General features: G+C 38.7%; 16 protein-coding genes and 1 pseudogene. 6 read left to right on the forward strand and 11 right to left on the reverse strand.

Annotated features, from left to right (window positions below; genetic code table 11):
* Window positions 1-8: 8 nt before the first annotated feature.
* The 9 genes from hrpA to AC0VZ4_RS12935 form a co-directional block, all read right to left on the reverse strand.
* Window positions 9-3,896 (reverse strand): ATP-dependent RNA helicase HrpA, encoded by a 3,888-nt coding sequence (gene hrpA, locus AC0VZ4_RS12895; RefSeq protein WP_475439860.1) that lies wholly within the window; start codon window positions 3,894-3,896, stop codon window positions 9-11.
* Window positions 3,897-4,090: 194 nt separating this feature from the next.
* Window positions 4,091-5,122 (reverse strand): isoaspartyl peptidase/L-asparaginase family protein, encoded by a 1,032-nt coding sequence (locus AC0VZ4_RS12900; RefSeq protein ID WP_475441658.1) that lies wholly within the window; start codon window positions 5,120-5,122, stop codon window positions 4,091-4,093.
* A 291-nt stretch (window positions 5,123-5,413) separates the two neighbouring features.
* Window positions 5,414-6,118, reverse strand: a complete 705-nt coding sequence (locus tag AC0VZ4_RS12905; protein ID WP_007375906.1) for a SapC family protein — start codon at window positions 6,116-6,118, stop codon at window positions 5,414-5,416.
* A gap of 338 nt (window positions 6,119-6,456) precedes the next feature.
* On the reverse strand, window positions 6,457-7,167 hold the full coding sequence (pgl, locus tag AC0VZ4_RS12910; protein WP_475439861.1) for a 6-phosphogluconolactonase: 711 nt from the start codon (window positions 7,165-7,167) through the stop codon (window positions 6,457-6,459).
* Window positions 7,168-7,169: 2 nt separating this feature from the next.
* On the reverse strand, window positions 7,170-8,642 hold the full coding sequence (zwf, locus tag AC0VZ4_RS12915) for a glucose-6-phosphate dehydrogenase (RefSeq protein ID WP_475439862.1): 1,473 nt from the start codon (window positions 8,640-8,642) through the stop codon (window positions 7,170-7,172).
* 272 nt (window positions 8,643-8,914) lie between these two features.
* Window positions 8,915-10,561 (reverse strand): glucose-6-phosphate isomerase, encoded by a 1,647-nt coding sequence (pgi, locus tag AC0VZ4_RS12920; RefSeq protein WP_475439863.1) that lies wholly within the window; start codon window positions 10,559-10,561, stop codon window positions 8,915-8,917.
* A gap of 400 nt (window positions 10,562-10,961) precedes the next feature.
* Window positions 10,962-13,217 (reverse strand): aminotransferase class V-fold PLP-dependent enzyme, encoded by a 2,256-nt coding sequence (locus AC0VZ4_RS12925; RefSeq protein ID WP_475439864.1) that lies wholly within the window; start codon window positions 13,215-13,217, stop codon window positions 10,962-10,964.
* A 137-nt stretch (window positions 13,218-13,354) separates the two neighbouring features.
* On the reverse strand, window positions 13,355-14,425 hold the full coding sequence (locus AC0VZ4_RS12930; protein WP_007375911.1) for an AI-2E family transporter: 1,071 nt from the start codon (window positions 14,423-14,425) through the stop codon (window positions 13,355-13,357).
* Complete coding sequence (locus tag AC0VZ4_RS12935; RefSeq protein ID WP_007375912.1) at window positions 14,418-14,636, reverse strand: hypothetical protein; 219 nt, start codon at window positions 14,634-14,636, stop codon at window positions 14,418-14,420. Before AC0VZ4_RS12935 ends, AC0VZ4_RS12930 begins: the two co-directional genes overlap by 8 nt.
* 147 nt (window positions 14,637-14,783) lie before the next feature.
* Here AC0VZ4_RS12935 and AC0VZ4_RS12940 point away from each other — a divergent pair, with 147 nt between their 5' ends.
* Genes AC0VZ4_RS12940 through AC0VZ4_RS12960 form a run of 5 tightly spaced genes read left to right on the forward strand, consistent with a single transcriptional unit; the run spans window position 14,784 to window position 18,303 of the window.
* Window positions 14,784-15,449 carry a hypothetical protein gene (locus tag AC0VZ4_RS12940; RefSeq protein WP_033031327.1) on the forward strand — a complete coding sequence of 222 codons (666 nt, stop codon included), beginning with the start codon at window positions 14,784-14,786 and terminating at the stop codon, window positions 15,447-15,449.
* A 1-nt stretch (window position 15,450) separates the two neighbouring features.
* A complete protein-coding gene (gene bepA, locus AC0VZ4_RS12945) occupies window positions 15,451-16,908 on the forward strand; it encodes a beta-barrel assembly-enhancing protease (RefSeq protein WP_475439865.1) in 1,458 nt (485 codons plus the stop codon).
* A 53-nt stretch (window positions 16,909-16,961) separates the two neighbouring features.
* Window positions 16,962-17,309 carry an arsenate reductase (glutaredoxin) gene (gene arsC, locus AC0VZ4_RS12950; protein ID WP_475439866.1) on the forward strand — a complete coding sequence of 116 codons (348 nt, stop codon included), beginning with the start codon at window positions 16,962-16,964 and terminating at the stop codon, window positions 17,307-17,309.
* A complete protein-coding gene (gene wrbA / locus AC0VZ4_RS12955; RefSeq protein ID WP_033031320.1) occupies window positions 17,309-17,863 on the forward strand; it encodes an NAD(P)H:quinone oxidoreductase in 555 nt (184 codons plus the stop codon). The genes arsC and wrbA overlap by 1 nt, the downstream gene beginning before the upstream one ends.
* Window positions 17,860-18,303, forward strand: coding sequence for a DUF2069 domain-containing protein (locus AC0VZ4_RS12960; RefSeq protein WP_007375917.1), 444 nt, complete (start codon window positions 17,860-17,862; stop codon window positions 18,301-18,303). Before wrbA ends, AC0VZ4_RS12960 begins: the two co-directional genes overlap by 4 nt.
* Window positions 18,304-18,441: 138 nt before the next feature.
* Here AC0VZ4_RS12960 and AC0VZ4_RS12965 read toward each other — a convergent pair whose 3' ends face one another.
* A complete protein-coding gene (locus AC0VZ4_RS12965) occupies window positions 18,442-19,779 on the reverse strand; it encodes an ankyrin repeat domain-containing protein (protein WP_007375918.1) in 1,338 nt (445 codons plus the stop codon).
* Between the two features lie 218 nt (window positions 19,780-19,997).
* Window positions 19,998-20,591: an MlaC/ttg2D family ABC transporter substrate-binding protein gene (locus tag AC0VZ4_RS12970; protein WP_007375919.1), complete on the reverse strand. Its 594-nt coding sequence runs from the start codon at window positions 20,589-20,591 to the stop codon at window positions 19,998-20,000.
* 243 nt (window positions 20,592-20,834) lie between these two features.
* Between AC0VZ4_RS12970 and AC0VZ4_RS12975 the strand changes: the two are divergent.
* A pseudogene (locus AC0VZ4_RS12975) lies at window positions 20,835-21,351 on the forward strand (acyloxyacyl hydrolase).
* Window positions 21,352-21,391: the final 40 nt, after the last annotated feature.

Genomic DNA, 21,391 nt, shown 5'->3' on the forward strand with positions numbered 1-21,391 from the left:
TGCAAGTTTTATTCTATTTCTTTTATTGCATTTAAAATGCGTTTTGATGAAATAGGATAAGGAGTTCCTAATGTTTGGGCAAACAAAGAGACTCTTAGTTCTTGCTGCATCCAAAAAATAGCGGTTACTTCTTGGGGAATTGGCAACCCTTTAGGTGTTTTATTAGTTAATTTCTTATATTCAATTGCCACTTTATCAAGTTCAAGTACGCATAACCTATCTCTGTTTGGATCAACTGGTAATTTTTCTAAGCGTTTTTGAATAGCTTTTAGGTAACGGATTAAATCCGTTATTTTATCTGCGCCATGCGCGCTCACAAAACCTTTAAATATAAGTGACTCAAGCTGTGATTTTATATCGCCGTGCGCCGTTATCATGGTTAAATCAACGCGCCCTTTCATTTTTTTATGCAGCGCGTGAGCAATACTTAATACTTGCTCAACCTGCGTTGCAATCGACACAACAGCATCACCGAGCTCACCGCGTATTTGCTCTTTTACTGTTTCAAATGCTTTTTCGTCACGTATATCACCGTGTTTAACTAATAAGCTATCGACACCTGCGGCTATACAGTCATCAATTAAATCAGCTATTTTACCAAATGGATTAAAGTACAAACCCAGCTTTGCTTTATTCGGTAAGTTTTGTTGTAAATACTTAATTGGCGATGGCACATTTAATAACACTAAACGGCGCAAACCTTGTTGATGTGCTTGCTGCGCTTTTGCTTCGTTATCAAACAGCTCCACTGCAGCGGCTGATTTTTTATCCACCAGCGCAGGGTATGCTTTTATCTCATATTGGCCTTGTTTTTTAACATATGAAGATGGCAGCTCACCAAAATCCCATTGTGTTAGGTCTGATTTTTCAATGCCTTTATCGGCTACTTTAGAGAGTGTTTCGGTTACTTCACCTTGCAGCTCTGCTTTAAGTTTGGCTAAATCAAGTCCACGAGCAAGTAACTTATCGTGTTCATCACGTACTTCAAACTGCAATCTTAAATGCGGTGCAAGCGCGGTTAAATCCCATGCCTCTGGATCAACTTTTACACCTGTCATTCTCAATAAACGCGTCGTTAATGCATCAATTAAGCTCCCTTGCATTGGCTCAATAGCTGCCAGCACTGCATCAGCATAGTTTGGTGCTGGCACAAAATTACGACGAAGCGATTTAGGCAATGACTTTATAAGTCCACTTATTAGCTCATGCCTAAATGCTGGTATGTGCCAGTCAAAACCACTTTCTTGTACTTGATTCAACAGCGCTACTGGTATTTGTACCGCAACGCCATCAACTGCTTGGCCTGGATCAAAATGATAAGCAAGCGGCAATATAATATTGTCTTGCTGCCATGTATCAGGGTAGTCAAACTCGGTTATATTACTTGCACCATGCTGCATTAACTCTTCACGAGTCATGTGTAAGTAATGCTTATTTTGTTGTTTTTGTGTTTTATACCATTTTAAAAATGCAGCGCGGTTATTAATTTCTTTGGGTATTTTTTTATCGTAAAATTCAAATAACGTTTGCTCATCAACTAAAATATCACGACGACGTGACTTATTTTCCAGAACTTGAATATCTTCAATTAGCTCACTGTTAAATGCTAAAAAGCGCTCGTTTAAGCCCAGTTCTTGCTCAACTAATGCAGTGCGTACAAAAAGCTCTCGACTCACTTTAGGGTCAATATTGCTATAAACACAGCGGCGTTTGTTTACAACGAGTAGGCCGTACAAAGTTTGCTGCTCAAACGCAATTACCGCACCTGGCTTTTTCTCCCAATGAGGTTCTGTGTAACTACGTTTTACTAGGTGTTGTGCTAATGGCTCTACCCAGTTAATGTCTATTTTTGCATTTGTGCGGGCATATAATTTACTGGTTTCTACCAGCTCTGCTGACATGATCCATTTAGGGCTCTTTTTAAATAAACCTGAACCCGGAAAAATATGAAACTGACTATTACGTGCGCCTTTGTATATTTGTTTTTCATCTTTAAAGCCAATGTGGCTTAGCATCCCGCTTAATAACGCCTTGTGCACAAGCTCGCCATCAGCCGCTTGGCTGGTTGCTTTCATGCCCATTTCGTTACACACAGTACTTATTTGATAAACAATATCTTGCCATTCACGCAGACGCATATAGGCCAAAAAGTCTTTTTGACACAGCTTTCTAAATTGCCCGTTAGTCAGCTCGCTTTGCTGCTCTTCTAGGTAATTCCATAAGTTTAAAAAAGCAATAAAATCTGAATCTGGGTCGTCAAAACGACCGTGCTTTTCATTGGCCGCAGCACGTTTTTCTTGTGGGCGTTCACGTGGGTCTTGAATAGATAATGCTGCCACAATAATAATCACTTCACGCAATGCGCCAAGTTTATGGGCCGTAAGTACCATTTTAGCTAAACGAGGGTCAACCGGTAATCGGCTAAGCTCTCTACCTGAAGCGGTTAAACTCGTTTTGTTATCACGTTTGTCTGGTTTTACCGCTTGTAGCTCTTCAAGCAATGTTAGGCCATCATTAATATTGCGGCTATCTGGCGCTTGCACAAACGGAAATTGCGCCATATCACCAAGCCCGAGTGCCAACATTTGTAAAATAACTGAAGCAAGATTAGTACGCAGTATTTCAGGGTCGGTAAACTCTGGGCGCGATAAAAAATCATCCTCAGAGTACAAGCGAATACAAATACCCGCTTCAACACGTCCACAACGTCCCATACGCTGATTAGCACTTGCTTGTGATATAGGCTCTATTGGCAAGCGCTGTACTTTTGTACGATAGTTGTAGCGACTTATACGCGCAGTACCTGGGTCTATTACATAACGAATACCCGGCACAGTGAGCGATGTTTCGGCTACGTTAGTCGATAAAATAATATGACGACGAGAATGCGGCGCAAATATACGGTTTTGCTCTGCGTTAGATAAGCGCGAATAAAGTGGCAATACATCGGTGTGTTTTAAATTACGCTTGCTAAATGCATCAGCGGTATCGCGTATTTCACGCTCACCATTTAAAAATATGAGAATATCGCCAGGGCCTTCAGCGCACAGCTCATCAACGGCATCAAAAATACCTTGTAGCTGATCGCCCTCCGCTTCCATATCATCTTTATTAATATCAGTAATAGGGTTGTAGCGCACATCAACTGGGAAAGTACGACCCGATACTTCTATAATAGGCGCATCATCAAAGTGCTTTGAAAAGCGCTCAGGATCAATAGTCGCTGAGGTAATTATTATTTTTAAATCAGGGCGTTTTGGAAGTAGATTTTTTAAGTAACCTAGAATAAAGTCGATGTTTAAACTACGCTCATGCGCTTCATCGATAATAATCGTGTCGTATTGATTTAAAAAGCGGTCTTGCTGAATTTCTGCCAGTAAAATACCGTCAGTCATCAGTTTTACATACGTATTATTAGAAACCTGATCGCTAAAACGTATTTTAAAGCCAACTTGCTGACCAAGCTCACACTTCATTTCTTCAGCAATACGATTAGCCACGGTACGCGCTGCTAATCGGCGTGGTTGCGTATGCCCTATTAAACCATCAACACCACGACCAAGCTCTAAACACATTTTAGGTATTTGCGTTGTTTTGCCTGAGCCCGTCTCACCGGCAATAATAACCACTTGGTTATTTGCAATGGCGTCTTTAATTAATTCCTTTTTTTGACTTACTGGCAATTGCTCAGGGTAAGTCACTTTAGGGAGGCCAGCTAGGCGCTTATCGCGTAATTCTTGGCTACGGGTTATATCAGCCGCTATTTTTTCAAGCGCGTTGGCATGCTTGTTTTCATCGGTTATTTTTTTTACGCCATGTAAGCGTTTTTTGAAAATGAATTGATCTTTTTTTAAGCACGTTTTTAGCTCGCCAAACAACTGACCTAGGTTTACCACCCGCATACCTTATAAAATTAGTTATAGAGCCGTAATTGTATCAAATTAAACGGCTGGGGTTAATCCTACAAAATGCATAACGCGAGGTTGTTTGTTATATAAACGCTGTTATTGAACTAAACGGTGAATAATAAATTTATTTTAAGCAGTTATTTTCAGCGCTAACTACATTGAATAAATTAAATGACGTTGGCTTATTCGTCGTTAAAAATGCCCACGTAGGTCGCTTGCGTATTCGATTTACTAGCTCGATACATGCCAGAGGTATTAAACGGCAAGCTAATATTACCCTTAGTATCAATAATAATGACGCCGCCAGTGCCACCAATGGGCTTAAGCACACCGTTTATAACTTCATCCCCTGCTTGCGCAATGGTTTTACCTTGGTACTTAACGCGCGCACATATATCGCTTGCTACGTTATAGCGAATAAAGTATTCACCGTGTCCTGTTGCTGATACCGCGCACGATTCATTTTCAGCAAATGTTCCGGCCCCAATTACCGGCGCATCCCCCACGCGGCCATAACGTTTTGCCGTCATACCACCGGTTGATGTACCAGCTGCTAAATTACCATTTTTATCAAGCGCCACTGCGCCAACCGTGCCCATTTTGTAAGAGTTAGGTAATGCTTTGTGCGCGGCTTGGTACTCTTTACTGGTTGCTTTGGCTTTATCTAATTTTTGTTTTGCTTTTAAAAGTGCTTTGTAACGAGATTCGGTATCAAACAAGTTATTTTCGATAAGCTCAACACCTTGCTCTTTAGCAAACTCCTCAGCGCCTTGCCCACTGAGCATTACGTGTACAGAGTTATCCATTACCAAGCGCGCTAAATTAATTGGGCTCTCAATATGCTTTACACCCGCAACTGCGCCTGCTTCACGGTTTCGACCATCCATTATTGATGCATCAAGCTCATGTCCGCCATCGTAAGTGTATACCGCTCCACGCCCTGCATTAAAATAAGGGGATTGCTCTAATACTGCAATTGCTGCAGTCACCGCATCTAAGCTTTCGCCGCCTTGATGTAATACTTTATAACCTGTCTCTACTGCTTGCGTTAATTTTGCCCGATACTCTTTTTCTTGAGCGGGTGTAAATCGTGCTTTTTCTATTGTCCCTGCCCCACCATGAATCGCAATGGCAAAAGGAGTCTCTGCAGCTACTACGCTATTACTTAAAGCAAAAAAGCTGCTCGCAAAAAATGCTAATAATGGTGTTTTCATAATGAATTCTTTTATGGGGAAGTTATAAACCAATGTGAATGGTTGCGGGCTTAATTTCAACCAAAGTGAGTTTAATGACATAAAAAAAGCGCCTTAAGGCGCTTTTTCAAAATTTAACGTGTTTGTAATACCAATTTTATTAAAAACATGATTATTCTAGCGTATTAAATAGCTCACTAACTACGTTGAAAATTATTTATATAGAACAACTATGTATCATAATTTTAGCCTTGTTATTGAGCTATTTTCTTATCGCTATAATAGAACACTAATTTAATGCAATTGGTATAATTAAGCTTGTTGAGCTTTTAAACGCGCTAAACGTGCTACTTGATGAGTAGACGTTAAGAAAGAATAAATTGGTGCTAAGTAACCACGTTTACGAAGCTCTAGGAAATCAGCATCGCTTAGCTCGTTTAGCTTTTTCTCATCGATAAGGTAAATACCGTTTATGTCTTTTTTCTCGCCTTTAATGTCTACTGTAAGCGTTTGCGCAATTAGTAGCTCTTTATCAGCAAGGAATTTAGTGAACGCTTCAGTTACTTGAGAAAACTCAATAAAAGATACAAGCGCTTCTTTACGACGTTTTAGGTAATCAGTCTCTTCGCCATTTTCGAATAATGCGTTGCCTTCATCTTCACCAACAAGCGCACTTGCTTCATCAATTACAATGCCGAATTGATCTTGCTCTGGGTGCTTAACTAGACCCAGTGGGTAACGAGTAGATGCCATTGGTGCAAATGCTGCTGTCCATTTACCATCTTCTACAAAAAGGTTTTCGCCTGGCTCAAGACCAAACATAGCGACAGCTTGGTAAGTGTCATTTTCGTTATTTTTAACGAATGACATTGGAAACTCGTTTGCTACACGTGCAAACTCATGTGCAACTACTGGCACTAAATGTTGAGTTTTCATGAATTCTACATTGATGCCATTTTTAATTTTAATGTTGGCATGTTTTTCGTTGTGTAAAGGCTGTACTTGTTGCTCCGCCATGTTACTGCTCCGTTTATTTTTAGTTTATGTGTTTCATTTTTAATACCTTAAGGCTAATGCTTTTGAAACCAAAAAGGAAGGGAAACTTTTATGACAGTCGTGATCAAAAAATAAAATTTAACTAAATCCAAGCGTTGCTAAAAAACACACAACCAAAACACATAAAATCAGATTAAAAACAATACACTTAATGATTGTTTTTAATACAAGTTACGGATACTCATTCACATTGATTAACAGTCAGAGTGCGTTTATTTATAGTGTTTAGACTTAAATTTGAGCAAATAAAAAAGGCAGCTTATATAAGCTGCCTTTAAAAATCACATTGGTACTTTAATTTAAGGCGCCCAATACACTTCAATATTTATGCTTGGGTGGTTAAGTACAGCGCGAAGTGGCATATCATTAACATCGCCCCCCGCTTTTGCTTGCTTATAAACAGCGAGTTTTTCTTCACCGCTAATTAAAAGCTTAACTACTTTAGATTGCGCAATGGCATTTAAAGTTAGTGTCATTCTCTCAGTAATACTGCCGGTTACTTCACTTTCAATCGCGTTAATAGCACACACTGATTGTGTGGTTGTTAAACCATGCTCTAAACCGTTTGCATTTGGGAATAACGACGCTGTATGGCCATCAGGGCCCATACCTAAAATAGTCACATCATATGGTATTTTTAGTTCGCTATAAGCCGTTTCACACTTTTGTGTGCCCTGTTGGGCCGTTGCAGCAGTGTTCTTCATAGTAATAAAGTTAGCAGCACTACCATGATTTTGTAATAATGTACTTTTAATAAATACTTCATTACTTTTTTCATGGCTTGAGTCTACCCAACGCTCATCAACCATAGCAACATCAACATGTTGCCAATCTAGATCAAGGGTTGATAAATGCTTATAAGCAGGTGCTGGTGATGAACCGCCTGATACCATCAATACAGCACGTCCATCATTTTTAATACCATCACGCAGTGATTGCTCAAGCGTTGCTGAAAGCTCTTTCGTCAACGCATCTTTATTATCAAAAAATTTCTCAACTAATGTTGCCATATTTATGCCTTATCGCCCGCGTTAAACCATACATGGCTCTTCTCTGCCAATAACTCATCGGCATCATCAGGACCCCAGCTACCTGCACGATAAAGTGCCGGTTTGCCTTTTTCTTGCCATCTGTCAATAATTGGATCAATCCATTTCCACGCTTGACGTACTTCATCACGATGAATAAATAACGATGGGTTATCGGCAGCCGCATCAAGCATTAAACGCTTGTATGCATCTGAGTGAAAACCGTTACTGTAAGCTTGTGAAAGCTCAATATTCATTGTTACTGGTTCAAGTTGCATTTCCAAATTATCGAGGCGCTTAGACATAAGCGTTAGTTGAATTGTTTCCTCTGGCTGCAAGCGAATAACAAGGCGATTTGGCTCAATATTACCTACGTTATCTTCGTAAATATTATGAGATACTTTTTTGTATTCAAACACAATTTCTGCACAGCGCTTAGCCATACGTTTACCTGTACGAAGATAAAACGGAACACCAGCCCAACGCCAGTTATCAATGTGTGCACGAATCGCAACAAAGGTTTCTGTTTTGCTAGAGCCTTCTTTTAGTTCTTCAAGATAACCGGGTACAATTTTACCATTTAAGTCACCAGGCACATATTGACCGCGCACAATATTTTCATCAACATCGCTACCATTCAGTGGGCGAAGTGCTTCTAATACCTTTAGCTTTTCATTTCGGATACTGCTGGCGTTAAGTTTATTGGGCGCTTCCATTGCAACTAAACACAGTAGCTGTAACAAGTGGTTTTGAACCATGTCACGAAGTGCACCGGCTTTATCATAAAAACCAGCGCGGCTTTCAAGGCCAACCGTTTCTGATAAGCTAATTTGAATGTTATCAATAGACTTAGCATCCCACATATTTTCAAACAATGAGTTTGAAAAACGCAGCGCCATTAAGTTTTGTACTGTTTCTTTACCTAAGTAATGATCAATTCGGAAAATTTGCTCTTCATTAAAAAACTCTGCAATTTTTCCGTTAATTGCTTCAGCAGAATCACCGCAATAGCCAATTGGTTTTTCAACAACAACACGTGAGGTAGGGGTAATTAAACCTTTCGTAGAAAGTATTTCACAGCAAGTGCCGTATACAGCTGGCGGAAGAGATAAATAAAACACACGCGATTTAGTGCTTTCGTGCTCATCTAGAATGCCTTTTAGCACATCCCAATTATCATCCGCTTCTGTAACATTACTTACTACTGGCACTAAAAAAGTAGAAAACGCTTTCCAATCTTTAGCGTTAAACTCACCTTTGCTTAAAAATTCTTGTAATGCTTTATGCGCTGTTTCTACGTATTCAGCACGTTTAGATTCTTCGCGCACTGTTGGTAGGATACGTGAGCCTTCAGGTAAATTACCTTCTTGATATGCTCTGTACATTGCAGGTAGTAATTTGCGTAACGCAAGATCACCACCGCCCCCAAAAATTATAATATCAAAAGGATTAAGCATAGTTACTCTCTACGTTGTGATACCCAGTACATTTTATAAATGCGCGGGTATGCCTATTTATTGCTAGATTAGATGGCTTTTATAACTGTATTTAAATAAAAGCCTGCTGAATTGTTCTGTATTGATGATTTATTATTATTTATTTTATCATTTGCGCTTATTAAATGAGCCTTAGGGGCCCTGTATCTCCTCTCACAAAAATACAGACCCTAAGCACTCCAGCGCTACCCGTTCAAAGGTACTCGGTTTACTTACTTACGTAAGCGAATTTTTTACTGCGTACGGTTTTGCTTGTAGTACGCCATTAAGCCGTTTGTCGAACTATCATGGGCGTTTTTTACGCTTTCATCAGTGAGTTCACTTTCAATTTTAGATGCTAACCCTTTACCTAGCTCTACACCCCATTGATCAAACGAGCATATTTCTAAAATAATGCCTTGGCAAAATATCTTATGTTCATACAGTGCAATTAAACGACCCACTGTTTTAGCATCTACAGTATCTAATAACATAGATGTTGTAGGACGATTGCCTTGATGAATTTTATGATTTAATAACTCATCAATCTCTGCTTGCGATTTACCCTTAGCGGTTAAATCAGCTGTAACTTGCGCTGCATCTACACCACTCATCATCGCTTCTGTTTGTGCAAAGAAGTTCGATAATAAAATATCGTGATGTTTATCAACATTCACTTGTGGTTTAACTGATGCAATAAAATCTGCAGGTACAATTACATTACCTTGGTGTAAGCACTGATAAAAGGCATGCTGACCATTAATACCCGTCATGCCCCAAATAATTGGAACCGTGGTGTAAGGTACCGTTTCGCCCGCAAAGTTAACGTGCTTACCATTACTTTCCATTTCGCCTTGCTGTAAATAAGCTGGCAACATATGCAGAGCTTGGTCGTACGGTAATATAGCTTGCGCTGTGTAGCCCAAAAAGCTGGTATTCCATACACTAAGTAATGCCATAATTAATGGTATATTTTGCTCAAACGGCGCAAACTTAAAATGTTCATCTATTTCAAACGCACCTTCTAAAATTGCTTCAAAGGCGTCGTAGCCTAAATATAAAGCAATGGGTAAGCCTATCGCACTCCAAAGTGAAAAGCGACCGCCAACCCAATCCCACATAGTGAATACGTTTTCGTCGCTGATACCAAAGGCTGCCGTTTTTTCTAAATTTGTACTTACTGCAACAAAATGCTTTGCAATTGTACTTTCATCTTTTGCTGTTTGTAAAAACCAATCAACGGCTGTTTTAGCGTTTGTCATGGTTTCTGACGTAGTAAATGTTTTTGACGAAATAACAAATAATGTTGTTTCAGGATCAATGGCTTTTAAAACAGACGAAATTTGTACACCGTCAGCATTAGATACGTAATGAACATTCAATGTATCATCTGCCAGTGCTTTTAATGCCTCGGTTGCCATTTGCGGACCAAGGTTAGAGCCACCAACACCAATACTTACAACATCTTTTACCGCTTTGCCGGTATAGCCTAGCCATTTTCCGCTACGAACTTTTTCAACAAACACTTTAATTTTAGCTAATTCGTTATCTACTTCTTGTGTCACGTTTTCACCATCAACAATGAGTGGTGTATGAGCACGATTGCGAAGTGCCGTATGCAGTACTGAGCGATTTTCAGTGATATTAATTTTTTCACCACTGAACATTTTATCGCGCCACGATGCAATATCGCAATCTTTAGCAAGCGACATTAAGTTAGCAAAAACATCGTTATCAATAAGTTGCTTAGAATAGTCGAATAATACGCCAGGTACTTGAGTAGAAAACTGAGAAAAACGCGTGTCATCTTGTGCAAATAACGTTTTCAGATGTGTTTGTTTCATCTTAGCTGCACTTTGTTCGAGTGCTTGCCAACTTGCTAGTTGCGTTCGGTTAGACATGAGAATACCCTCTAAATTTTTCAACCAATTGATTTAAAAATGTTTTTTATAAAATAAAAACGATAAAATTTGCTTATTCACACTAAAATAAAACGCCGATAGTATAACTAAAAATGCAAAAAAGGTGCTGTTTTTATAATTTTAGATGCAGATGATAACGCAATTTTTAGCTTTTGACACCGGTATCATAAAGATTTTATAAATTAATTTACCTGTAATTTTAAAGGCACCTGCCATAGCTTAATTGATTAAAATGAAATATTGATGAATTTTCATAAGCACAATAATTACTTTATATAGTTATTCACTAATTACTGTACTTGTTTGCCTTGCGATCAAATCGACCTTAAAAACAAAAAATCGGCCCTAAAGCCGATTTAGTATAAATTACAATCTTTGTTTAATTGCTAAGCGCTAACCCACCATTTAAATTATAAACAGCTTTATAACCTAGCTGCATTAAATTACTCGCAGCAATTTTTGAGCGGTTACCACTGCGGCATAATAAAATGTATTTGTTATTTTTGTTCAACTGTCCTTCAAATACCGCATTTGCCATTCTGCTAAGCGGTATATTTAATGTTTTTTCATCAAGTGTATTAAATAACTGAGCAACATTATTTGCGCCGTGTTCGTATGGCTCGCGTGTATCAATTAAATATGCATCGCTGGTGTTTAACATTGCTTTAGCGTCATCAAAATTTAATTGCAGTGTATCTACTTCAGGTAGCGCATTTACATAACCGCACAGTTGTGTGTTATTCACTTGTTTTGAAGCATCGTACTGCTGCTTTTCAATTACAAATTCATCAACTGAAATACTGCCGCTCACTAACGCATTGAGTAATGGCGTTTGGCTTTGCTGAACGGCCCAGTTCATAGCAAAACATTGTTGGTAGTCGTGCCCTGAGCAAATAATACTAATGTTATTTAGTTGCTCGCTTATTGCTAAAATAGAGCGAGCCATAGCTTTTGCATCCCCACCCATAAGGGAAGTATTGCCAAGTCCTGCAGGCAGAATTAAATCACCACAAAAACAATAACGCGTTTCGCCACTACTGTTTTTTAATAAATAACTTACGCTATCTTTGCTATGCCCAGGTGTAGCAACTTTTTCAAGTGCGTCATTTGCTAAGCTAATATTTGCTGCGCCTACGGGCCAACCTAGCGAATCAACCTCACCTTTTACAACTCTTGATGCAAGAACGCTGGTTAACAAATTAGTCGCTGACTCTCGCTCTTGATGAAGATGAGTATTAAGCACCGCTGAAATAGTTAGATCTTGTGTATTGGCTATTTTTTCAAAACGCGGAATAAGCTCAATAATCGGGTCTATTATAACTGCGTGTTTATCATCGCTCACATAAAGCCAACTACATGCACCTTGGTGCCTAAATTGAGTAAGGCCCAGTGCGCACACTTCTTGCTGTGGTGTCGTACTGTCAGACACGATTAAACAGTTTGCTTGTAATATTGTTCTTAGAGCGCGAATACGACCACAAGCATTATCAATATCTTGCTGTGTTGCCGCAGGTCCAAACGAAAGTCTAATTGCGTTTTCGCTTTGCCATTTGCTTGCACCCATTGCATCTAAAACAAAACTTGTTGATGCCCCCGTACTACAAGCCGAGCCTCCACTTACGCGTATGCCCGCCGCATCAAATAAATCAATCACCTCTTTGCTTGTTAAATCGTTAACAGCAAAATTAAGTGTAGTGGGCACGCTATAAGCAAAGTCGTGATTAAATGTAATATTGCCAAAGGCATCTACAATTGCACTTTGTAATTGACTGCGATAGGAATTAAGTACATCAACTGATTTAAATGTGCTGTCTGATTTATCGAGCAACAGACTAAATAGCTTATTTAGCCCTGCAATACCGGGTAGATTTTCGGTGCCTGAACGCATTCCACTCTCTTGACCGCCACCCGCTATAAAAGGTGTATACGCACTGCCACTACGAATATATAAAAAGCCAATACCCTTGGGCGCATAAAGCTTATGCCCAGAAAAAGGGGCGTAATCTATTGTTGTGTCACTCAGCGCGAGTGCCTGTTTACCAAGCGCTTGCACGCAATCCACCATCCACGATACATTTTTATTGCGGCTACGAATTACCTGCTCAATAGCGGGTAAATCTTGATATACACCGGTCTCGTTATTAACGGCCATGGTGCAAATCATCAATGCATTATTAATATGCTCTGCAATAAAATCTAAGTCTAAAATACCGTTACTATCCACTGGAATAGCAAGCACTTCAGCGTTAATGTCAAGTACGCTATTCCAATGTTTAAGTGTATTTGGCACCGCTTTATGCTCAGTTGCGCCATATAATAATACTGGGTTTTTAACTGGGTATTTTTTAGCATTAATAAGCGTAGAAACTACTGCTGTTTGAATGCCTTCTGTCGCGCCAGACGTAAATAAAATATCGCCATTACTTGCGCCGATAACAGTGCGTGCTTTTTGACGTGTTTGTTCTAATAAATGCTTGGCTTGAATGCCTGTAATATGGGGACTTGAAGGATTACCAAAACAAATTTGCATAGTATGAGAAACAACATCAGCAATACAAGGCAACACAGGAGTGGTTGCGTTTGCATCAAGGTAAACTTGTTTTACTGGCTCATCGTGCAATAAAAAATCAGACATTAAAAAACGCACCTTATTACTAAAAAATATATCTTATTACCAATAGTACATAACTTTACAGGTAATGAGTAATAATCAATTAGCACTAGAGGTGCGTTTACTATTCTTTTTTAAACTAAAAGTCTGTTTACCTAACCTTAACCCTGGTTACTTAACTCTTCATGGGTTGACGACCAGGCTGTTATTAGCGCTTTTACTAATGAAGCCAATGGGATGGCAAAAAACACCCCCCAAAATCCCCATAAGCCACCAAAAAATAATACTGCGACAATTATAAACACCGGATTCAAATCAACCGCCTCAGAAAATAACAGTGGCACAAGTACGTTGCCATCAAGCGCCTGAATAATTCCGTAAATAATTAAAATAGTCCAAAACTGCGTTTCTAGGCCAAATTGAAATAGCGCCACGGCCGCTACGGGTATAGTCACAAGAGCAGCACCCACAAACGGAATTAACACAGAAAAACCAACTAACACACCTAGTAACGCCGCATAACGCAAATCTAAAACGGTAAATGCAATAAACGACACACCACCAACAATCAAAATTTCAAACACTTTACCGCGAATATAATTCATGATTTGCTGATTCATTTCGTTCCATACTTGCAAAATTAAGCGTCGTTGTTGAGGAATGAGTTTAGCTACGCTTCCTGTAAGCTCTAACTTATCTTTAAGCATAAAAAATACAAGTAACGGTACAAGTACCAAATAAATTAACCAAGCAACCACATCTTTTAAAGAAGTAAGCGAAAACGACAACACCACTTGGCCAAACTCAATAACTTTAGCCTCTACTGTTGCAACAATTGCTTGTACTTGCTCAGTATTAATCAAACTAGGGTATTGTTCGGGTAAAGCCAACAAGTAAGACTTCCCCTGCTCTACCATGTGTGGGGTTTCTTGTACTAAATTACTTGTTTGTTGCCAAAGTACCGGACCTATAACTAAAATAAGCGTCAGCATAATGCCGGTAAATACCAACATCACAATAACCGTTGCTGTAAAACGCTTTAAACCAAAGCGCTCTAAATGAAGTACAGGCCAGTCAAGTAAATAAGCGATTACAAGAGCAACCAGTACTGGCACTATTAAAGAGCCAAAAAAATAAAGTAAGGCAACCGATGCCAATAATAAAAATAATAAGGTAACCGAATGAGGATCCGAAAACTTTCTTTCGTACCATGTTTTTACATATTCAAACACGTAATGGCTCCACTAATAACAACCCTTGTTGTTTATTTAAATTGTAACTATAAGCATATTTTTTCAAAAATCGTTCTATATCATCAACGTTTTCATCGTTATTTAAACTAAAAGTGATACTTTGTTGTAATGATGATGCTTTACGCAAGCCCAATTTAAACTGAATAAACTGTTGAGGACACCTATAAATTCGCAAATCTTGTTGTAACATACTCGCTTTACCAATTTATTAAAATGAATAATAAGTCACATAATCACGGTCTTATTTTTATAACACGTGAACAAATGTAACTTTTTCTTAAAACAACCCCTGCAATGGTTTATCCTGTATACCATAGTTAGTAGTAAGGATAAGTTAATGTCTGGCACGCATAATAAAGCGCAACTACCAAGTAATCCAACACTCAAAGAGATTAATTGGTTTAAAAAGCAAATAAATTGGGGGGAGTTACCTCCTTTTTATCATTTAGTTGCTTCCTCAGTCAGCGAATCTGAGGGGATATTAGAGCATGGTTTTGACAACGCTGTTAAACAGCTTATTAATAAACGCAACTGGAATTTAGACTTATTAGAAGGCTATGAAGATAACTTAGGTGAAATCCACACCAAAAATAAGCCTCGAATAGCACTTCATCAAGTGTTTACCGACCGCGGTTTTGAACTTTGGGCGCAACCTTATGCAAAAGACGTAGTCATAGATCAGTATATAAAAGGAAACCGCTTTGTTGAATTTAAAGTATGGGATCCTATTTCAATGAAAAGCCTGATCAGAATAAACCAATTACATAAATTTGTTGGCTTTTATTTTGAAAGTGGCGACAAAGCTGATAAAGCACTTATATTACATGCACACAAAGTAGTTCATAAAATTATTACTTTTTTGCAGCGCGAATTGAACGTTGTAAAGCTTGATGGAGTCACAATAAAAGAACTATACCAATTGTGCGAAAAAGACAGCCGTGCAAGTAGTGACGAAATAGACATTGCCAAAATTGCTATTGGTGAACCAATAAACAAGGAATAAAATGCAGCTAAAATCAGCCTTTATGACTTTATGCAGTGCCGCACTTACATTTGGCCTATTAGTAGGTGAGCCTTTAAAGGCGCAAACCAACTTTACACTTCCTGATTTAGGAACGTCAGCATTACAAGCACTTCCACTCGAAAAAGAACAAGCGATTGGCGAAGTAATGATGATGCAAATAAGAGGCTCATCGCCAGTAATTAACGATCCTGTACTTGATGAGTACCTAACTACGATTGGCCGCAAACTTGTAGCAAATGCTAATGGCGTACGCTTTCCATTTTCATTTTTTTGGATAAACAACCCTGAAATTAATGCGTTTGCATTTTATGGCGGACACGTTGGCGTACACACAGGCTTAATTGCTCAAGCCGATAACGAGAGCCAGTTTGCCTCGGTACTCGGGCACGAAATTGCTCACGTAACACAGCGCCACTTAGCACGTAGAATACAGCAGCAACAAGATAACAGTGCCTTGACCATTGCTGGTATGATTGCCGGTATATTGGCAACGGTTGTTGCACCTGATGCAGGTATTGCTATTATTTCAGCGAGCCAAACACAATCAGCTTTTAGCCAGCTAACCCATAGCCGCTCAGCCGAACAAGAAGCTGATCGTATAGGCATGCAAACACTAAACAATGCAGGCTTTGATGCCCGTGCATCAAGTGAATTTTTAACCAAGCTAGCCGCGCAAATTCGTTACAAATATAAGCCACCTGCATTTTTATTAACTCACCCATTACCTGAAAGTCGAGTATCTGATGTGCGCTTGCGTGCTGAGCAATTTCCGGTGCGTTACCTAGCACCGAGTCTTAATTTTAACTTAGCAAAAAGCAGAGTACTAGCTCGCTACGACAATAAGCCTGAAAACGCTGAAGCACTGTTTAGAAAATTAATGCGTGAAAAAAATTACGATAATACAGCATTAAAATATGGCCTAGCTATAAGTTTGCTCGATCAGAAAAAACTTGATGAAGCACAACCTATATTAGATGAACTGTTACAAAGTGATCCTAAAAACCTATTTTACATAGATACAAAGACCGACTTACTCATCGCGCAAGAAAAAGCCGATGAAGCGGTTAAATTTTTAGCCGAGTTAAACAATTACCGCCCTAATAACCAAGTAATTACCCTTAATTATGCTAATTCGGCACTGGAAGCTAAACAATATGAATTAGCAGAGACCATACTTAAGAGTTTTTTACTTGAAAAGCCAGATCATAGCCTAGGTAAACAATTACTTGCCGACACTTATAAAAAACAAGATAAACTAGCAGCCTACCACGAGGCTAATGCCGATGTATTATCGCAATATGGTGCTTATTTAAAAGCCGCTGACGAAATCCAAAAAGCACTTAACTTCGTAGAATCAACAGAACTTGTAAAGCAGCAACGATTAAAAGCCTTGCTTACCCAATATCGTCGTTTACAAAAAGAGCTTGCAAGGCTTTAAGTCTGCAAGCGCTTGCCCTAAAATAGGCGAAACTTAATATTTGGATACATTTTATGTCTGTTACTCTTTACCATAATTCGCGCTGTTCTAAATCACGCGAAACACTTGCCTTATTACAAAGTAAATCTGTAGAGCCAACTATTGTCGAATACCTAAAAACACCACTGACTCACGAGCAAATTTCAACCTTTGTAAGCCAACTTGGTTTTTCATCGGCACGTGAACTAATGCGTACCAAAGAAGATGACTACAAAGCGCTTAACCTAAAAGATGAAACGCGCGAAAATGCACTTATTGATGCCATGGTAAAAAAACCTAAACTGATTGAGCGCCCTATTGTTGTTAACAACGGTAAAGCTGCTATTGGTCGTCCACCCGAAAACGTATTAAGCGTTTTATAATGAGCACAACCATAGTGGTACTTTATCACTCTAGCCACGGTTCAGTTGAAGCTATGGCACATGAAATAGCGGAGTCAGTAGAGCAACAAGGCGCAACTGCACTGCTTCGCACGTTTGTAGCTAAAAACACACACGATATCGTAATAACCAAAGATGATTTAATTAATTGCGATGGCCTTGCATTTGGCACGCCAACCCGATTTGGCATGATGGCCTCTCAAGCAAAAAGCTTTTGGGAAACCACCAGCGACTTGTGGCTAAAAGGCCAACTAATCGATAAGCCAGCGTGTGTATTTTCGTCATCAAGTAGTATGCATGGTGGAAATGAAGCAACCTTACTTAACTTATCTCTGCCATTATTACACCACGGCATGATGCTACTGGGCGTGCCATACGATGTGCCCGAACTACTTGCAACACAAACCGGTGGAACACCATACGGTGCAACACACGTCGCTGGCAGCGCTAACAGTGCACAGCTAAGCAAAGACGAAATTAAAATATGCCAAAGCGTTGGTAAACGCCTTACTCACATTGCGAGAAAACTTAAATGAATACAGCTGACAACCCAGCTAAAAAGCCAATTACAATAAAATTTCAACGTGCCGCACTATTTGGCTATGTAGGTTTGCTTGTTCTAATTCCATTGTGGATGTATTTTGTACCCCCTCTAAACGGTAATGCGAGCTTAGTATCTTTATTTTTGCCCATCATTCCGTTACTGCTGCCACTAAGAGGCATTATTAAAGACAACACTTACACCTATGCGTGGGCTAACTTTATTGTAATGCTGTATTTTATTCACGGGCTTACCATGCTCTGGGCAGCGCCAGCTGAACTGATATGGGTATTATTGGAGCTTGTATTTGCATCCGCCATGTTTATTGGTTGTACATATTATGCACGGCATCGCGGTCAAGAACTTGGTTTAAAAATCCGTAAACTTAAAGAAGAACTTGCAGAAGAAAAAGCGGCAAACGAGCACAATAAATAGCGTAAACCATAAGCAAAAAAACCGTGTTTAAAGTTAATTAAACACGGTTTTTTTATAAATAATTTGACTGTTTTTACACTTACAAAAACCTGCTTATATAAGGTCAATTTATTCAAATATTTTATAGGTTGGCATTAGCTAAACTAAATCACTCAAAGCAGTGAGGGTCACAATACCAGCTAAACCCAGCTGAGCAACTAAACTAACCAAAGAAAATACCCTAAGTATAAACAAACCCCAAGGGTGTTTTATATGAGGATATAAAGCACAACGCTTTAGAGTGGTTGCAAAGAAAAAACACACCACTGCAATCATGGTTAACGTAAGCGTTAGTTCGCTTTTTATAGTAATTGTTTCATCAAAAAAGAAAAACAATTGTAACGGTAAAAACAACGTCACAATAGCATGTAAAGCATGCACCTTTTTAATACGATCAAATTGACCTTCAGGCGACAACTCTTTAATTCCAAAGTCTCGTTCTAAGCATTTAACTAAGTTATTAGCCTTAATATTAACGGCCAAACGGTAGCAGCTTAACCCTTCGTTGTTACGCGCTCTAAAGTCGTAGCCACTTTTAAGTAACAACACCATTAATGATTCATTTTTAGCAAGTACAGCATAATGTAATGCTGTATTCCCTAAATTGTCAGCCGCTTTTTTATCTTGCTTTGAAAGTAATGTTTCCACAACATTTACAAAGCCTTTTTCAGCTGCCCACATAAATGCTGTTTTATTATTTTCATCGGCAAGAACACCTGTAGCGCCTTGTTCAATAAAGCGCATAGCCATGGTTTGTTTGGCTGTTTTTTTACGCAAGTGAGTTAATAAAGCTTTCTCTAAAAGAACAACAGAATCAACGTCAGGGGATACCTGCGTAAGCAACGTAAAATAGTCTTTACCCGTTGCCACTTTTTCGCTAGCAAGTTCACAAAGCACATCTAAATCAGCAATAGACTCTGGAATAAATGCACTTAAGCGTTCTCTAAAATCAACTTCTTTCCAGAGTGATAGCGTGTCAACAGCAGAAAGTTTACTGCCATTATTTAAGGCATGTTCAATTAACGTAAAATAACGCTTACTAAAAAACAAACCGAGTAACGACAGAGGCGTACTAATATCATTTTGCGTGGCAATACTTGCGTACTGCTCTAATCGCTCGCAAAGCATTAGCACTAAACTTTCAGGGGTATATTCATTATCGTAGTAGTGGCTTTTAACTGCACTAATATACGCTTGCGCATCTTCGTCATATTCAGAAATATGTTGAAAAAAGCACTCTTCAAAAGGTTCAAGTGGAGTTAGCCACGCCAAATAATAGATAGGCGGCAAAACAGTGGTGCAAACACCATCATCTTCATTAGTAGAACGACAAGCAGGCCAAGCTTCTAACGCATCTAAAATAAAGGCACCGTTTTGTTCTACAAGTCCTTTAATCAGTAACGGGTATTCCTTTGGCCAAATCAGTACATTTTCCATTAAAACAACACAACTCCAGTGTAGCTCGGGTAAGTGGTCAGTTATAACAGTTTTTAGCTGACACCACGCTTAATCAAAGAACTGATATTCTACCACACCTTGATCGCCACGCTAGAGCAAAGTCGATGAATAAATGAAATTATAAAAACAACCAAGTACATAAGTACTTGGCTGTTTTTGAGGTTGGAGTTGGGCTTAATCAGAGCCAGACAAAATCGTTATTTATTTTTTAACTCTTTAGTAACTTGCTCTAAACCTACATCTGAAATACGTTGAATAATCTCTTTTTGCTTAGCGCTTAATAACGAAATACCCTCAGCAACAATATCGTATACTTTCCACTCATTGTTTTTACCTAATCGAAGCTTAAAGCTTAAATCTATTGTTGGTGCATTAGGCTCTATAATTTGTGTATTAACCGTTGCATACTCAGAATCGCTTATTGCATTATTACGTTCAAATACAACCTTTTGACCCGTGTATTTCATTAATGCACCAGCATAAGTACCAGTTAAATAATGCTCTACTGCATCTATAAATTGAACTGCTTGCTCGCGCTCAATCCCTTTAATATGCTTACCTAATAATTTAAACGACACAAACTTAACATCAATATGTGGCATTAAACGCTTTTCAACAATCTCAGACATTGCTTCTTTACTTGCATTCCCTTTTGCATTTACTTTGCCTATATCGGCGAATAACGTATTAGCAACTGATTCTAAAAGTCGATCTGGGGATTGCTGTTCTTGTGCAAAAAGAGAACTGCTTAAAAATGCAGTGCCTAGCAGTAATAGTTTAATTAGTTTCATAATAAGTTTTGTCTGTGTGATTAAGAGGTTTGTAATTTACGCGAACTATACGCAACAAAAAAGAAGCAAATAAGAAATTTATTAGTGCCCAAACAGCACTAATAAAATAACTAAATATAATTCAAGTAGTTACTGTTTTCTATTAACAGCTCATAAACAACCGGCATTTTGTCCTCATTGAATTTGTTAGTTGCTCGCCCTTATCATTTGGATATCACTTTGAATTAAACAGAATTGGCATCTATGAAAACGTCACTTAAAATATTTTTTATCTCATTATTATTAATAATTTCGTTTTTTGGCAAACTTGCTTTTGCCCAATCGGATCACGGTTACGCTGTAGACTTTCTTAAAGGCGAAGGTAATGTCAATAGCGTAAAACTAGCGTACCAATACCATGCGCCTAGTATGCAAAGCCTCATTGGTGATGCGCGATTTTATTTTGAGACAAGTGTAAATATGTGGGAGTATCGGCACGGCGGTTTTAACCATGTCGCCTGTATTACAGTTTCCGGCGTTTAGTTTCAATAACACACCATTTTACGTTGAAGCTGGTATTGGTGTGTCATTGATTGCTGAAACTCAATTTGCGGGTAAAAACATCAGCACTCACTACCAGCTTGAAGACCGTATTGACCTTGTTGCCGACCTTGGAAAAACCAACGTGGCACTTAGAGTTATTCACTATTCAAACGCAGGATTTAAAGAGCCAAATCCAGGCCTTAATTTTTTAACGCTTTCGGTCGCTAGGCGTTTTTAAAAACAATTTATTGGTCGTATTTTTTAGTTATTTTATTGAT

This window comes from Pseudoalteromonas sp. QJM3NY_22 (genome assembly GCF_056173065.1).

Bases quoted from the DNA above. Each gene is read 5' to 3' on its own strand.
- AC0VZ4_RS12900 (WP_475441658.1), bottom strand. From the start codon at position 5,122: ATGAAAACACCATTATTAGCATTTTTTGCGAGCAGCTTTTTTGCTTTA.
- AC0VZ4_RS12905 (WP_007375906.1), bottom strand. From the start codon at position 6,118: ATGGCGGAGCAACAAGTACAGCCTTTACACAACGAAAAACATGCCAAC.
- pgl (WP_475439861.1), bottom strand. From the start codon at position 7,167: ATGGCAACATTAGTTGAGAAATTTTTTGATAATAAAGATGCGTTGACG.
- zwf (WP_475439862.1), bottom strand. From the start codon at position 8,642: ATGCTTAATCCTTTTGATATTATAATTTTTGGGGGCGGTGGTGATCTT.
- pgi (WP_475439863.1), bottom strand. From the start codon at position 10,561: ATGTCTAACCGAACGCAACTAGCAAGTTGGCAAGCACTCGAACAAAGT.
- AC0VZ4_RS12925 (WP_475439864.1), bottom strand. From the start codon at position 13,217: ATGTCTGATTTTTTATTGCACGATGAGCCAGTAAAACAAGTTTACCTT.
- AC0VZ4_RS12935 (WP_007375912.1), bottom strand. From the start codon at position 14,636: ATGTTACAACAAGATTTGCGAATTTATAGGTGTCCTCAACAGTTTATT.
- AC0VZ4_RS12940 (WP_033031327.1), top strand. From the start codon at position 14,784: ATGTCTGGCACGCATAATAAAGCGCAACTACCAAGTAATCCAACACTC.
- bepA (WP_475439865.1), top strand. From the start codon at position 15,451: ATGCAGCTAAAATCAGCCTTTATGACTTTATGCAGTGCCGCACTTACA.
- arsC (WP_475439866.1), top strand. From the start codon at position 16,962: ATGTCTGTTACTCTTTACCATAATTCGCGCTGTTCTAAATCACGCGAA.
- wrbA (WP_033031320.1), top strand. From the start codon at position 17,309: ATGAGCACAACCATAGTGGTACTTTATCACTCTAGCCACGGTTCAGTT.
- AC0VZ4_RS12960 (WP_007375917.1), top strand. From the start codon at position 17,860: ATGAATACAGCTGACAACCCAGCTAAAAAGCCAATTACAATAAAATTT.
- AC0VZ4_RS12965 (WP_007375918.1), bottom strand. From the start codon at position 19,779: ATGGAAAATGTACTGATTTGGCCAAAGGAATACCCGTTACTGATTAAA.
- AC0VZ4_RS12970 (WP_007375919.1), bottom strand. From the start codon at position 20,591: ATGAAACTAATTAAACTATTACTGCTAGGCACTGCATTTTTAAGCAGT.